Annotated in this window: 12 protein-coding genes; 4 read left to right on the top strand and 8 right to left on the bottom strand. The window is 33.4% G+C overall.

Going from position 1 to position 16,120, the window contains the following annotated elements; translation table 11 throughout:
- Positions 1-86: 86 nt before the first annotated feature.
- From allC to allE, 6 genes are all read right to left on the bottom strand, one after another.
- Positions 87-1,319: an allantoate deiminase gene (gene allC, locus R9X47_RS09465; RefSeq protein WP_432666555.1), complete on the bottom strand. Its 1,233-nt coding sequence runs from the start codon at positions 1,317-1,319 to the stop codon at positions 87-89.
- A 485-nt stretch (positions 1,320-1,804) separates the two neighbouring features.
- Positions 1,805-3,163, bottom strand: coding sequence for an NCS1 family transporter (locus R9X47_RS09470; protein WP_432666556.1), 1,359 nt, complete (start codon positions 3,161-3,163; stop codon positions 1,805-1,807).
- A 21-nt stretch (positions 3,164-3,184) separates the two neighbouring features.
- The gene (allB, locus tag R9X47_RS09475; protein ID WP_432666557.1) at positions 3,185-4,543 is read right to left on the bottom strand and encodes an allantoinase AllB; all 1,359 of its coding nucleotides are present in this window, start codon (positions 4,541-4,543) and stop codon (positions 3,185-3,187) included.
- A 651-nt stretch (positions 4,544-5,194) separates the two neighbouring features.
- The gene (gene ilvC, locus R9X47_RS09480; protein ID WP_432666558.1) at positions 5,195-6,181 is read right to left on the bottom strand and encodes a ketol-acid reductoisomerase; all 987 of its coding nucleotides are present in this window, start codon (positions 6,179-6,181) and stop codon (positions 5,195-5,197) included.
- A gap of 51 nt (positions 6,182-6,232) precedes the next feature.
- Positions 6,233-7,471 carry a M20 family metallo-hydrolase gene (locus R9X47_RS09485; protein ID WP_432666559.1) on the bottom strand — a complete coding sequence of 413 codons (1,239 nt, stop codon included), beginning with the start codon at positions 7,469-7,471 and terminating at the stop codon, positions 6,233-6,235.
- A gap of 16 nt (positions 7,472-7,487) precedes the next feature.
- The gene (gene allE, locus R9X47_RS09490) at positions 7,488-8,255 is read right to left on the bottom strand and encodes a (S)-ureidoglycine aminohydrolase (protein ID WP_432666560.1); all 768 of its coding nucleotides are present in this window, start codon (positions 8,253-8,255) and stop codon (positions 7,488-7,490) included.
- 264 nt (positions 8,256-8,519) lie between these two features.
- Here allE and R9X47_RS09495 point away from each other — a divergent pair, with 264 nt between their 5' ends.
- Positions 8,520-9,803: an ATP-binding protein gene (locus R9X47_RS09495; protein WP_432666561.1), complete on the top strand. Its 1,284-nt coding sequence runs from the start codon at positions 8,520-8,522 to the stop codon at positions 9,801-9,803.
- A 669-nt stretch (positions 9,804-10,472) separates the two neighbouring features.
- Here the strand turns inward: R9X47_RS09495 and R9X47_RS09500 are convergent.
- Positions 10,473-10,826: a winged helix-turn-helix transcriptional regulator gene (locus R9X47_RS09500; RefSeq protein WP_432666562.1), complete on the bottom strand. Its 354-nt coding sequence runs from the start codon at positions 10,824-10,826 to the stop codon at positions 10,473-10,475.
- Between the two features lie 430 nt (positions 10,827-11,256).
- On the opposite strand from R9X47_RS09500, the gene R9X47_RS09505 reads away from it, so the two are divergent.
- From R9X47_RS09505 to R9X47_RS09515, 3 genes are all read left to right on the top strand, one after another.
- Positions 11,257-12,225 (top strand): haloalkane dehalogenase, encoded by a 969-nt coding sequence (locus tag R9X47_RS09505; protein ID WP_432666563.1) that lies wholly within the window; start codon positions 11,257-11,259, stop codon positions 12,223-12,225.
- 44 nt (positions 12,226-12,269) lie between these two features.
- The gene (locus tag R9X47_RS09510) at positions 12,270-12,881 is read left to right on the top strand and encodes a short chain dehydrogenase (RefSeq protein ID WP_432666564.1); all 612 of its coding nucleotides are present in this window, start codon (positions 12,270-12,272) and stop codon (positions 12,879-12,881) included.
- A 298-nt stretch (positions 12,882-13,179) separates the two neighbouring features.
- On the top strand, positions 13,180-14,919 hold the full coding sequence (locus R9X47_RS09515) for an ABC-F family ATP-binding cassette domain-containing protein (protein WP_432666565.1): 1,740 nt from the start codon (positions 13,180-13,182) through the stop codon (positions 14,917-14,919).
- A 273-nt stretch (positions 14,920-15,192) separates the two neighbouring features.
- Here the strand turns inward: R9X47_RS09515 and R9X47_RS09520 are convergent, their stop codons facing one another.
- The gene (locus R9X47_RS09520; RefSeq protein WP_432666566.1) at positions 15,193-16,035 is read right to left on the bottom strand and encodes a hypothetical protein; all 843 of its coding nucleotides are present in this window, start codon (positions 16,033-16,035) and stop codon (positions 15,193-15,195) included.
- Positions 16,036-16,120: the final 85 nt, after the last annotated feature.

Below are 16,120 nucleotides of genomic sequence, written 5' to 3' on the forward strand. Positions count from 1 at the left end.
CACAGAAGAACCCTGCGCTACCAAGTATTTAGCAAGCGTGGGGTTCTCTTTTACTTTTTTTGACAACTTACTATTACTGTACTTATTTAATAGGCCAATTTTTTCAGAATATGTATTAAGGCTTCAACTCCGACAGCGAGGTCTTCTAAAGATGTATACTCTAACGGGTTATGGCTGATCCCATCGACGCTTGGGACAAATAACATAGCTGTAGGTACATATTGTGCCATTAACTGAGAATCATGGCCTGCTCCGCTATGCATCACTTTATACTTTAATTCTCTTTCCTTACAAATATTTTTGATGCTTGAAACAAGTTCCTTACACATTTGAACAGGCTTTTCGTCCATATACATCTCTACATTTAATTGAACTGCATGTTCCTTAGCTAACTTTGCTAGTTCATTTTCAACAAGCTCCGTAAACTTACATAGTGTGTTCTGATCTGTATGCCGAATATCAATTGTGAATTTAACCTTACCTGCTATAACATTGACGATATTAGGAGAAACCTCAATATTTCCAACAGTTGCTACCAGTGGATCGCCATAGGATTTTGCAGCATCTATTATTTTGCTTATCATCTTGCTGGTAACATAGACGGCATCCTTTCGATAACTCATGGGTGTGGAGCCTGCATGATTCGATTGCCCTGTAACCTCTACATTATACCGCCTCTGTCCCACTATAGCCGTTACAACACCAATTGACTTCCCTTCTTTTTCTAGCACACTGCCCTGTTCAATATGTATTTCAATAAATTGCCTAATATCTTTCCGAAGTTTCTTACCTTTTTGTGAAAAGTCAAAGCCGGCAGCTCTCATTGCATCTACAAATTTGGTGCCTTGAGAATCCTCTATATCTTGGACATCCCCTCTTGCTGCTAAACCTAGAATATTCTTTACCCCCCAGAAGGTATAAGGAAATCGGCTACCCTCCTCTTCTGCAATAGACACCACTTCAATGCTTCGTCTCGGGCTACCCTCAGTTTGTTTCAGATACTCAGCAGCAATAATACCTGCAACGATTCCAAACTGACCATCATATTTACCACCGTTCTTAACTGTATCTATATGCGAGCCGATCAGAATTGTTTCCTCCGGCACCATTTCCCCTTCAAAGCGACCAAAGAGATTGCCCACTTCATCGTAATCTGCCTCCATGCCGATACCTTTCATGATTGTTAGCACTTCTTCCTGAGTGGCTTTCCATTCAGGTGTGTATAGCAATCTCGTTATGCCACCCTCGTCGTTGGCTCCAATGCATGACAATGCATCAATGTATGTTGTGATTTTTTCTTTTATATCGTACTGAGTCATAAAAGTCCCTCCTTACTGCTAGATTTAAACTCAATTTCCAAATGCTAAAATCATTTAAAACACAAGTTTATACCCAGATTATTTATGGAACATTTAAAATGGTGCAAGTAGTTTTGAGTTTTCTGTGAATAATCTGTGTTAAATTAATACAAATCAATAGCTCATTGCTCTTTTATTTAATACTAACAATTATCTACGTCTATTTCTTCGATTATGTTGATAATTTTTTTCTTTAGATTTATCTATTTTGTATAACGTCCATTAGCTATTTTTTCTTTCTGAGCTTTTTTCTTATTATCCTTTACTTGTACAGTATTTAGGAAAAACATTTTTATTCTTTAATTTAATTTATACCACACCTCTAAAAATTAGTCTACTTAGCCCAATTGCATCATGTTTCAATGGCAAAATGATAAAAGTGCTGGCATTGTAATCCTGCACTTTTATCTTTGATAATATTAATTTGTGTTGATTTCGAGTAAATCTTATTCTTCGAATATAGTTCCTTTGCGGAAGCCAGATAAGCCCTTCATATTTTTCAAAAGAGCATAGTACAGAAGACCTGTTGGAATCAAGCTTGCATACCATGAAATTTTGATAAAGAACAGTGATACAATAGATCCGCCAATTATTGCTAGAATGCCTGCCCAATTAATTCCCTTGAATGGACCTTCTAAATCATAGTAATGATCAAGGTTCAACTTTTTATTTCTCAATAGGAAATAGTCAACAACTAAAACTGCAAATATTGGACCTAAGAAAGCTGAGTAAGTTTGTACAAATAGTGACAAGCCGACAGCGGACTCAGGTCTTACCAACAACCATGGGCAGGAAAGTATCGACAAAGCTCCAACTAAGACTACACTTTTCTTATATGACATATTGAAAGTATTCATCAATACATATACAGGAGGAACGATATTGTTTAATACATTTGTTGATACCTGTGCAAATGCAACAAAGGACAAAGTAATAAGCATCATTAGCTTATTATCCATCGCAGTAGAGAATACTGCTACAGGATCATTATTACCAGTTCCTCCGCTTACCATTAAGCCTATTAAGCCCATAAATATAGTAGCCGGAAGAATAGATAGCCAATATAGGCTTCCTGTGGTCATTGGCCTAGTTTTACGTTTCAGCTCTCTTGAATAATCTGAACCATTAAGTATCATTGTAGAATATATCCCAAGAAATGCAGTTGTACCACCCCAGAAAGGTAAGCCCCAAGTACCTTTTATGTTCGTGATCTTTTGAGCTACTTCGAGTCCATACTTCGTAGACACTGAATAGAACATATAGGCTAATGCCCCTAATATGAATACTACGGCTATATTTTCAAGCCACTTGATACCATGAAATCCATTTATAGCCAAGCCTATTTGAAGAATTGTAAATGCAACGAATACTATTGGTAAATTATCGAAACCCCATAATGTTTTAAAACAGACATTAAGTGCTCCCGCTCCAACCCAACTTTGGAAACCGAACCATATAATAGCTGGAATTCCTCTTAAAAATCCCGGGATTTTCACACCGCTTATACCAAATGTACTTCTAGCTTGTATAGTAAATGGAATTCCGTATTTATGTCCTGCTGCTCCTGAGAGAACAAGTGCAATAGCTATTACCGTACAGCCTATTGCCATAGCTACGATCGCCTGAGTCAAGTTCAATATTCCAATCAGACTTGCCCCCATTGAAAATGTACCAATTGATACACAACCACCGAGGAAAGCTGCTAGGTACGAAATATTATCCATAATCCTATGTTTTGTAGGCAATAATTCTTTCTTTGTACTTTGACAGAATTTTTCCGATACATCTATTTTTTCTATTTCCAATCTAAGTACCTCCTTATAAAATTACTTTAATTTTTTTACAAGTTCACCGAATCCTTTCTCGCCTATTAATTTACCCTCTTTTGCTATTACCTGACCTCTAACAACTGTACATACCGGTAACCCTGTACCCTTTAATCCTACAAAAGCCGATATCGGGTTAACATAGTATAAAGATTCTGGAGTAATCTCCCATTCTATCTCCGGGTCTAAAATAACAATGTCTGCATCAAATCCAACTTCAATTGCACCCTTCTTGCCGTAGATCCCAAAAGTCTTTGCGGGACCTTCACTTAATGATCTTGCTAGTAAAGTTGGAGAATACCCTCTTTTTACCACACCTTCACTGAATACAACCTGCATTACATTCTGAATACCGCTTATGCCTCCCCATGCACCGAAGATACCATGTTTTTCTACACTTTTTTCACTTAGCTCGCAAGGGGAGTGGTCAGAACATATACAGCTCAATGTACCGTCATTAACATATTCCCACAATTCTTCAACGGCTGAGGCTTCTCTTAATGGTGGTGCACACTTAAACAAGCTCCCATTCTTTATAACATCTTCATCAGTAAATGTAAGATAGTGACCACATGTCTCTCCAGTTACATCAACACCTTCTAATTGTGCCTGTCTGATTACGTCCGCAACACTGGGGTGACTGACATGGCAAATATGTACTTTTGCACCGAGTTCTTTTGCTACAGCTATAATATTTTGAGTTGCCACCAGTTCTGCTATAACCGGCCTAGTGTCAAGAAAATCTCTCCAATCGTTCTTGTCTTTTTTCTTCGCTCTTGATTCTTCCCACTTAATAATAGAATAATCTTCACAATGGAAACCTGCCCTGGCATCACAACTTTTTAATATCTCCATAGCTTCTTTTGCCTGACCGATCGTTAATGATACGTAGTCTGGTGAAACCGGACCGATAAAAGATTTAAATGCTACACACCCCTTATCATCTAATTCCTTTAATGAACCCAAGTTATAATCTACTAAACCACCCCAGCAACAATAATCTACATAAGCATTTTGGGAAACACTTTCTTGTTTCTTGTCAAAAATATTTCCATCTGTTAGTGCCGGTTCATTCTGCATAGGCATATCAATAATAGTTGTGAATCCACCAACGCCTGCAGCTGCAGTACCATGTGTATAATCTTCTCTCCAGTTGTATCCAGGATCATTTAGATGTGCATGAGTATCGATTGCACCTGGGAATATATAGTTTCCCTGAACATCTAGCACTTCTTTTGATTCCACTTCCCTTTGAGATTCTACTATCGCAGCGATTTTTCCGTCCTTTACACAAATATTTGCTTCGTAAATCCTATCCACTGTTACAATTTTGCCATTCATAATAACCAAATCATACACTCTATATCCCTACTTTCAATAGTTTTAAGTAACCTCTAGCTATAGAATTAATGAATCCTTGTTTGATATGAAATGTCAATATTTTGTTAGTCTGACAGGAAATCGTTTTCAATACGGGCCCTCTCATTTACTACTAAAATCATGAGATTATTTTAACAATTTTCCTTCTTGGATTAATTTTATAATAATTTAGTAAAGACTTCTTTGTCCCATAGGGATAAAAATTTATTATTGTTTTTCCAGATGAGTACAAATGCTTGTATTATATGATTAAAAGATCTCTCCATCCGTATAGATGCGTAAACTTTAAGCACTCAATCTTACAACTTTAAGGTATCAAATTATTTTGACTACATCGATTTAGAATTTTATCCATTATTCAACTAGAAGAGTGTAAGGTATAACCTCAACTCTATATTTTTTAATCTTTATAGCTTTTGTGTGGTAACCTGTATCTGCAATTGCTAAAAATAATATTTAACTGATAGGCTATTATCTAAAAAAAGAGTAGTTATGCTTCAAATGCAGAATACTTTCAAAAAAAACTCGTTACACTAGTTAAATATACGTTTAACTGGTGTAACGAGTTAGTCTCTTCATTTCTCCTGTCTTATCTATGTTAATATAACTAAATTCAGAAATTGTTAAAGATTAATCAAATTTTTCTCTCCATTCTCTTCCTACTTCTTCCATATCTGAATCTTTCCAAGTTCTTCTCATTCTATTTAATGTAGGCATTCCATGATTAAACTCAATAAGCCATCGCTTAGCAAATTCTCCTTTTTCCGTCTCTTCAAAGATCCTATCAATTTCCTCATAATTAATTACTCTAGGTCCAGAAGTTCTTACTGCAAATTCACAAGTTCTACTTGCCCTTCTAGTTAAGTACTCTTCTATACCTACTTCATCAATATCATCGATAATTGAACGAATAGATCTTATAGCCTTTGCATATGCAAAGGATTTTGGATATCCATGATCAGTCATTACCTTATATATGGCTCTCATTAAATGAATGGTTCCACCATACAATACTTGTTCTTCAAAGTTATCTCCCTCGGTCTCATGTTGGAATGATAAATATATGGTTCCAACACGTGTACTTCCCACACCTTTTGCAATGGCTAAAGCCGTTTCCTTTGCATGACCTGAACAATCTTGATCTACAGCTACAGCTCCATATATACCAGAACCATCTAGATATTTCTGTCTTACTACAGGACCTGGTCCATTAGGTACAAATAGTACTACATCAATATTTTGGGGTGGCTTAATCGTACCATAAAGAACTGCAAATCCATGAGCAAAGCTCAATGTCTGTCCTTCTCTTAAATGTTCATGGATAGATTCATAATAAGCTCCTGGTTGTGCGGGATCTTGAAGTAAAATATGTACAATATCAGCTTTTTTTACCGCATCTGATATAGCCATTACTTCAAACCCGTCATTTTCAGCCCTCTCCCAATCTGTAAATCTCCACTTTGGACCTGCTCCAATAATTACTTTTACGCCGCTTTCCCTTAAGTTGTTTGCCTGTGCATTCCCTTGGCTTCCATAACCAATAATGGCAATAGTTTTACCTTCTAAAACATCTAAACTCACATCTTCATCTCTATAAATTTTTTCTAAAAAACTCATTGTTACCCCTCCCAAAATTTTTATATTTATTGTCTAGGATTTATATGTAAACTACATTTTATCTAACCTAAGAATAGTTTTTAATAGTACATCACAGCCTTGTTGAATGTCTTCATATGACGTATATTCTTCTGGAACATGACTTCTTCCATCTTTACTTGGGATAAAAATCATCCCTACGTCTACAAGCTTTGCTAATAATGCTGCATCATGTACTGCTCCACTGTTCATCTTACAATAGAAAATATTATTCTCATTTACAACTTCCTCGATTGTGTTTACAATATCTTCTGAAAGTAATATACCATTTGACTCCCCGATACATTCTATATGATAATCAACTTTGCTTTCATCAGCTACATTTCTCACCAAGCTCTTCAATCCATTTAATACATGATCCATCGCGTCATTTTCCACATCTCGAATATCTACTGTAAATCTGACCCTATGAGCTATTATATTGGATACATTCGGCTGACAATCTATTTTTCCTACAGTTGCTACGGTAGTATCTAATCCATTTTCTTTCACTACCTGATTAATACTTGATATAATCTTTCCCGCTACTACCATAGGGTCTTTCCTTAAGTTCATTGGTGTAGCTCCAGCATGATTAGACTCCCCTGTTAACTCAATACTATATGCACGTCTACCTGCTATCCCTTTGACTATGCCTATTGATTTTCTTTTCTTTTCCAGCACTACACTTTGCTCTATGTGTAGCTCTATCATAGCCTTAATATCGCTACTCTTTAATTTTGTGTCATCAATTGTGTCTGGATCCAAACCAAAATCTTTAAGTATCTCATAATAGCTTATACCCTTACTATTCTTTATATTTTTGATATCCCCTAAGCAATATTCTCCTACTAAAGCCTTACTTCCAGCTGTTGTAATCCCAAAATTAGCCCCTTCTTCTTCTGAAAAGATCACCAATTCTATAGGATGATTCAGCTTCAAAGCATTTTCCTTTATGGTACGAATAACTTCTAATCCCCCTACTACACCGACAATACCATCATACTTTCCTCCTTTTAAAACGGTATCAATATGAGATCCTGTCATAATAGCCGGAAAATCTGGATTTTTTCCTTCAAGTTTTCCTCGAATATTCCCAATACCATCAATCGTTATTTTCAGACCTTGACGCTTCATTTCTCTAAGTAAATAATCTCTTGCTTTTCTGTCTTCTTTACTATACGAAGGTCTGGTACAGCCTAACTCTGGGGTCTGATTGTACATACTTAAGTTCTCAATGTCTCTTTTAATTCTTTCAAAAGAAGTGTTCATGAACTCATCCCTTTTGTTATAAAATTACATCTCTATTAAAATCTTTTGAGTATATATAACTTAATCTTTCACGTCCTGTGCAATAGGTACCTTGTTGCGTAAATGCTCCAAACCAAATAAAATCTTCTTTCTTTACTTGCACCCAGTCTTCACCTATTAAATATATTCCTTGACCCGATAACAAGTATGCTCCATGCTCTTGTACATGGGTTTCAATGAAAGGATGAGATCCATCTGGTTCAAAGCTTAAAATATGCATATTCACATCAAACCCTAAGTCTGATGGTAATAAATCCTGTATAAAAACATTTTCCATATCTTCATAAATTCTCTCTTCAATATCATTTATATTGCCACATACAGTCCATGCTTTGAATCCTTCTACTGGGATATACACTTGTTTATATAGTAAGATACGCATAGTACTATTAGAATCATTTCTCATATTCATTCCAACATCGGCTGGGGCATATACATATCCCCCCCTCTTAATTACATGTTCTTCATCACCAACTGTAACAGTTAATTCTCCTTCTCCGTCCATCAAGAATACAAAGGTTTCAATTCCATCTCCTCCAAAAGCTTTTGTTGTTTTTGCGCCTGGAGATACCTCTGCAATATACTGTGCAAAACTTGCTCCTAGTTTAGGAGAAGCTAGGATTGTCATTTTAAAACCTTCAAACCCAGGAATGACATTTATAACTCTTCCTTCAGGTGAAATCAATGCATATTTACCATGCTTAATTATTGAGCGTGTTGTCAAATGGTCTTTTGGATAAGCCATTTTTATTCCTCCTTTATTTCTCAAATTTGATCACTTATAATTTTTATTATCTATGAAGCATGTTTGACATCTCTATCTTATCATTTTTTTTCACTCATTCCATTGTCCACTTTTACTATAAGTCACCCCTTAAATTTAGCCTTATTTGCTAAAATCACTCTAATACTCTGAAATTTGTAGACACGTTCTTTTCATCACTCTATAATAGAACATAATCATCAGATATTTTAAAAATTCAAATAATAATTTGGGGTGAGTGAAAACATGCAGAATACAACTATACCTTACAATAAATTGATCCTATATCATCAAATATTAGAGGACCCTATAGTAAAGAATGTTCAATATTTATTAGATATTTACTATGATGATATAAATAGATCCAAAGGAAGTTTTAAAGACTGTTATTATAGAACTTATTACAAATTACTTGAAAAAGCTCAGCAAGAAAGAGTGTGCGGTTATTTATGGAAAAACTACCTCCTCATGCTTTTACTAGATGATGAAAATGTCTTTAGTTTAGCATGCGAAAAAGAAAGCTTTGAAATAAGTAAAACCTTATATACCACTGCTGTTCATGATATGGATATTCTCAAAGCCCTTTATGAAATAAATTGGAAGGAAATCGAAAACACCATAGGCATTGAAACTATTAGTTTTTGTGATTTCTTTGAAATAAATGAAAAAGAAGATTATTTTTCAATACAATACACCAAAAAAGTAAAAAATCTATATAAAGCTTTTTCAGAACCCCTATCATGTGAGGAGCTAGTGGAATATTTCATTAGGCATTATCATGTTGTAGGTACTGGAAAATTTGGTAAATATGCTGCTTTTCGATGGGATAATGGCCTTAAAGAAATAGAAAACCCAGATCCAATAAAGTTTGAAGATCTAATCGGATATCATTATCAAAAAGAAATATTAATTAAAAACACAGAAGCCTTTGTAAATGGTAAGAAAGCAAACAATGTTTTATTATTTGGAGATAGAGGGACGGGAAAATCTTCTTCAGTTAAGGCATTATTAAACACATATGCCCATCATGGTTTGCGTATGATAGAACTTTCCAAGAATCAATTGGTTCATTTTTATGATATTGTTAAAGCAATAAAAAATAGAGGGCTTCGATTTATTATTTTTATGGATGATTTATCCTTTGAAGATTTTGAAACAGATTCTAAGTATATGAAAGCAATGATCGAAGGGGGACTAGAAATAAAGCCAGACAATGTGTTAATTTATGTTACTTCTAATCGTAGACATTTGATCAAAGAATCTTTAGCAGATGACCTTCATGAAAAAGACTCTAGAGAAGAAAGGCTTTCTCTTTCTGATCGTTTTGGCATAACCATTACCTACTTGTCCCCTAATCAAGAAGAATATTTTAAAATTATCGAAGAAGTTGCTCTAAAAAAGGGTATTAACATGCCTACAGATATTTTAAAAGAAAAGGCCTTTCACTGGGGAATGCGTTATAATGGTCGTTCTGGAAGAACTGCTCACCAGTTTATTGATTATTTAGTAGGAGAAGCATGTAATAACTAATTATATATTAACTTCTAAAAAGGATCGCTAAGTCTATGAATGTAACTAAAACATCAATCAGAGGATGGATTAAGCAGTACAACGATCACGGAGATGATGCATACCTGTAAAGAGGAAGGCTTAGACTAAAAGATGAGGAGCTTAGAAAGCTAAAAAAATTAGCAGATATTATGGGTTTAAGCTATTTTAACTATATAGGAAGGTATGATGTATTCGTATATGGTTTGGTTTTTTAACTATCATTTATATTACAAAATATCACTATTCATTCATCAAAATATTTATCCTAATTTTAAATATTCTTTAAAAAAATACATAATATGGTTAGAATAATAAGCTATATCAATATGCAAAAGGGGATGAAATTGTGAATATCAATAAAACAATACTTTTTAGTATAGTAGCTCTCCTTTTTATATCCACCTATTCGATTATATATAAGTATATCCTAATGAAATGCTTCTAACTATAAGAAGAATATTAAAAATGGATATCTACTCCAAATCATTATTTTGGTTTAAGTAAATATCCATTTTTTATTAGTCTAATATATATTATAGTTCAACGTCGTATATCATGAATTTATTACAACAAAAACCACAATTATGATACGGTTCATCTAACCTATCTTAACTGTGGTTTTTGCATTTCCCATTATTATAAGAAGCATTACTTATCTTCAGCTTCAACTGTCTCTTGTAGCAATTTAATATACTTTTTCCCCCATTCGTCCATGGCTTCTGTCACTGACAAAAACTCACGACCGATTTCAGTAAGTGAATATTCAACTTTAGGAGGAACTTGTTTATATACTTCACGATGTACAATTCCGTCTTTCTCAAGCTCTCGTAATTGCTGTGTTAAATATCCTTGTCGAATATTCGGCAAAGCTCTGTGGATTTCTCCAAATCTCATTGTACCTTTTGAGAGAAAATGAATTATAGCAAATTTCCATTTCCCCTGCATAACCACATTGGCAATGCCTACACTACAACCCATTTTAAGTAAATCCTTATTCATCATTACCAACTCCTTTATTTTCAGCATTTCTACGAAATAGCATAGTATCTTATAAATATTATAGTACTACTTATTAGGCATACATTTAACTATAATATATTTGAAAGTATAACCGCTGTCAATAAAGCCTCCATAACTTAAGTAAAATTTATGATTTTGCAGTCAAATCAGTTGGAGCATTTTTCTTATAGCAACTTAATATATGGCAAATTTGACACTACGATTTGAGATGTATAAAATATTTTAATAATTTAAACCCAGTTATATCAACTTTACTCCTTTTTTACGTAGTATATACGAAAAATTATAGTACTATACATTTTCAATCTATAATATTATACTAAAATCAATAAGAACAATAAGCAAACTTGATTGTGGATAATATTTAGCAGACATAAAATTGCAAGATATTATTGAAAGAAAGGAGTATGAAATGACTAAAAGGATATTAACTACACCGGAAAAATATTTTTCTAACTTAAAGGACTACCCGTTCAAACCAAATTATATGGATCTGGATGGAATAAAGATGCACTATCTCGATGAAGGAGATAAAAATAATAAAGCCATCTTTCTGTTTCACGGCCAACCTTCATGGAGCTACCTTTACCGTCATATGATACCTGAATTAGTAAAAGAGGGGTATCGTGTAATTGCACCTGACTTAATTGGTTTTGGTAAATCTGACAAACCAGTTGATTCAAATGATCACTCATACAGTGCTCATGTTAAATGGATGTCAACATTCGTTGAAAAACTAGGTATCACTCACGCAGCAGCCTTTATGCAAGATTGGGGTGGCATGATTGGATTACGAGTATTAGCTAATAATCCCAAGTGGTTGGACCGTTTAATTGTGGCAAACACGGCCCTTTCAGAATCTAAAGGTCTAGAAAGATTTATTATGCCTAAAATGCTCAAACTGATTAGATTAAAAAGTGGTAAACCTACGCTTCATAATCTTGAGCAAAAGATGGATTATGGTAATTGGGCTGGTTATTTCAGTCACTCAAAGGTACTTGAAATCGGAAAAATAATGCAGTTATTAACTACAAAAAAACTAACTAAAGCAGAGATGGATGCTTACGATGCACCCTTCCCAAATCCAGATTATTATGCAGGTCCACGCAAAATGCCCGAGATTGTTGCTTCAGATTTAGACAAAGCTTATGCGGACTGGCAAAAGCTTAAAAAGTGGACTAATCCGGTTCTCACTCTCTTTAGTGACAAAGATCCATTCCTTGCCGATCAGGGATATGACAAACTATTTCAAACTAATTTCCCTGGTTCTACAGGACAGCCACATATTACAATAACAGATGCTTCACACTTTTTACAAGAAGATCAATCTAAAGCATTAGTAGATAGAATCGTAAAATGGCTTGATCAAACCAAATTTTAGTATAATGTATCAACAAAAAAATTATAAGAAAAGGATGATATAGAATGAAAATTTTAGTAATTGGCGGAACAGGAACACTTGGAAGTGAAGTCGTTTCATTATTAAGAAAAGAGCATGAGGTTATTGCAGTTGGTCGGTCAAGAGGTGATTATCAAGTAGATATAGAAAATAAAGATTCAATAAAAAAAATGTTTGAAGATATTGGTCCAGTTGATGGTATTATTTCAACAGCTGGTGATGGTAAAATGGCACCTTTCCAAATTCAAAGCGATGAAGACCTTGATCTTGCTATCAATAGTAAATTAAGAGGTCAAATTGATCTCATAAGATATGGTGTACATTCTGTTAAAGAAAATGGTTTTATTATTGTTACTACAGGTACTGCAAGTCACACTTATATGCCAGGTGCATCTTCAATCACCATGGCAAACGTTGGCCTTGAAGGCTACATTCACGCAATTAACGTTGAACAGTTCAATGGTGTGAGAGTGAACGCTGTAAGTCCATTCTTTATCAAAGAAACAGTTGAAATGATGGGATTTGATATTCCAAATGCAATTCCAGCAGCTGATACTGCAACTGTTTATAAAGCGGTAATGGAATCAAAAGAATCTGGTATTGTCGCTGATGTAGCTGAGTATTTAAATCGTGAATAGTAAATTTAAAGAATTGTGAATTCTATATGTGCAAATGAAAAGTCCACTTTCAAGTGGTCTTTTCTTATTATTATAATGAATATTAGTCCTATATATGTGGCGGATGATGCTCAATTTCTTAAGAATTCTATATTAAATGATTGAAATTCGTGAAAAAAAGTGTTATGCTATCAACTGAAAACTAAATAATAATATCATTGCTACATAATAATGAATTGCAAAATTTCGATTGGAAATATTATATAATGATGAGCTTATTTTTATAGGCTCTTTTTAAATGATAAAGAGAGGTAATAATATGATAAAAGTTGAAAACTTGTCTTACTCGTTCCCGCAAAAAGATATATATAATAATATTTCATTTTCATTAGAAGATGATCAACATTGCGCTTTTATAGGAACAAATGGCAGTGGAAAAAGTACATTAATAGATATAATTATGGATCCAGAAAGATATATGTTCGATGGTAAGTTGGAGATGGATCCTAATTGTAGAATTGGGTATGTAAGTCAGTTCTCACAATTAGAGAAAATAAAAGATACTACTGTTTACGAATATATAGGAAAAGAATTTATTAAATTACAAAATGAAATAACATCCATTTGCACTGAGATGGAAACCTCTTCGGATATTGATACTCTACTAGAAAAATACCAGCAAGCTTTAGACGCATTTAATGCAATTGGTGGGGACGATTTCGAAAGCATCATAAATAAAAAACTGAATCTAGCGGACCTAGCTAGGCATAAAGATCTAATGGTATCTGAACTTAGTGGTGGAGAATTCAAACTCATACAAGTAATTAAGGAAATGCTCAATAATCCAGACTTAGTAATTATGGATGAACCCGATGTATTCTTAGACTTCGAAAACCTTAATTCTCTTAGAAACCTAATTAATTCACATAAAGGAACACTATTAATTATAACCCATAACAGATATCTATTGAATCATTGTTTTAATAAAATTCTGCACCTTGAAAACATGGAACTTCAAGAGTTTGATGGAAGATATATTGATTATAAATTCTCATTACTTCAAACTAAAATTGAGTTACAAGAACTGGCTATAGCCGATAGTGAAGAAATTGAGAGAAACGCTATGTTGATCAATAAGCTAAGATATATTGCAACTTATAATTCTGAAGCTTCTAAAGGAAGATCTCTAAAGGCTAGAGTCAAAATTCAAGAAAGATTAGAAGCAAGACGTATTAAAGAACCATTTGTAGATATTAAGCAGCCAAATATCAGTTTTGATACGGATAATGAGATCGAAGAAACTATCGCTTTAAAAGTTAATGATTACAGCGTTGCCTATGATGAGATACTTTTAAAAGATGTTAATTTCGAGATTAAATCTACTGATAAAGTTGCTCTTATCGGTTCAAATGGTACTGGAAAAACCACTTTACTCCGAGACATTTTTAAAAATAATAGTGATTCCATTGAGATTAATCCTGATATTAAAGTGGCTTACTTATCTCAACATCAAGGTGAGACACTAAATGAATCTAATACCATACTTGAAGAGTTCTTCGATGCAGGTTTTAAAATCTATTCGGATATTAGATCATATATATATAAGTACGGTTTTGATGAAGAAATAATGACTCAAAAAATTGGATCTTTATCTGGTGGAGAAAAAAATATACTTCAATTAGCAAAAGTTTCTTCTAGTAATGCAAACATGTTGCTCCTCGATGAACCCACAAGTCATTTAGATACATATTCACAAATAGCATTTGAAAAAGCCGTAGATAACTATAACGGTGCGATTCTAATGATATCTCATGATTACTATACTATATCTAATTGTATGGATTATGTTCTACTCATTGAAGATAATACACTCAGAAAAATGAGTATGAAAAAATTCAGAAGGAAGATCTATGCTAATCATTTTGATAGAAACTATTTAGAAATTGAGCAAAAGAAAAAATCGGTTGAAACGAAAATAGAACTGGCTTTAAAAGACACAGATTTTGAGCTTGCAAAAGCTTTATCTGAAGAGTTAGAAGACCTGATTAAGTTGCTTTAAATTGTATTCTCTATAACAGTAATTAATATCCTCTCATAGCATTCAGATTATATAACAAAATCCGAATGCTCAGAGGGGATTTATTTATGTTCAAATGAGTATCATCTGATTTTAAGGCAGTTTATATGGAAATATGTGAATCCATGTTAAATACTCCTCATTTGTATTAAACTACTGTCAGATATAAGATTTATGATGTAGTTCACCGTACATCACAAACTACGATTTTATGTATCACCTTTACCAACGGTGCTGCTAAACAATGTAAGCTTTTCATTGTATAGTTTTAATATATCGCGTTATTTCTGAATGTAGAAATCTTTCTATGTGTAGAATAAAATCTTCGTTTAGCTCAACTTTAAAGTAATCAGCTTTTTGTTTACACAAAGTTATTAATAATACTATGCATAATTCATAACTTTCTGCGATATTCACAATACCAGAAGAGGGAAAGATTTTATTTAATATTTCATTTTCATCATTACTCATTACTTTATTCAGTTTAGATAATTCTTTTACGTCCACTTCCTGTTTTGAAGTTTTTTCTTCCCAGCCAAAATACTTTTCGTACAGTAATATCATAGTATAATTACTTATGTGCTTCCATCGTCTATACATATCATAATCTTTTCTAAAAAGACATTTTGTGAATCGAGGTACAGTAAACAGAAAATTATCAAGTTGATTTTTTACACTATCTTGTTTGATTATATCTAGTTTTGAATTGACTTTAGTAGTAAGTGAATTATCTTTGTAGATGGAGATAAATGGACCAAAACCAGCTGATATTTTGGTCTCAATACTATCAGTAATAGATAAATCTATTTTTTGGTATGGTGAAAAATCTTTTAACATCACCATTTGAGAAAAATCACTTTCTGTACTGTTAAGAAGATATGAACCGATAATTGGTGAAATGTCATTGAGTATTTTCAAATATTTTGCCTGTGTTTTTGCCAAATCATTCGAACATATAATCATATCAATATCGGAGTACTCATCTGTTTTATTATCTATCTCTTTCCCGAAGAAATATATTGAATATATCTCAGATTCTTTTGAAAAGGATTCTATAAGACAATTTCTTAATTCATTACGTGTTTTATATTTTTGCATTTGTTACCGTCCCCCCTAAGCATCCTAACTATGCTCCTCTATTTCATTACATGCACATTTTTACTTATTTATGATACTGATCATT

Source organism: Wukongibacter baidiensis (genome assembly GCF_050888315.1).
GTDB lineage: Bacteria > Bacillota > Clostridia > Peptostreptococcales > Caminicellaceae > Wukongibacter > Wukongibacter baidiensis.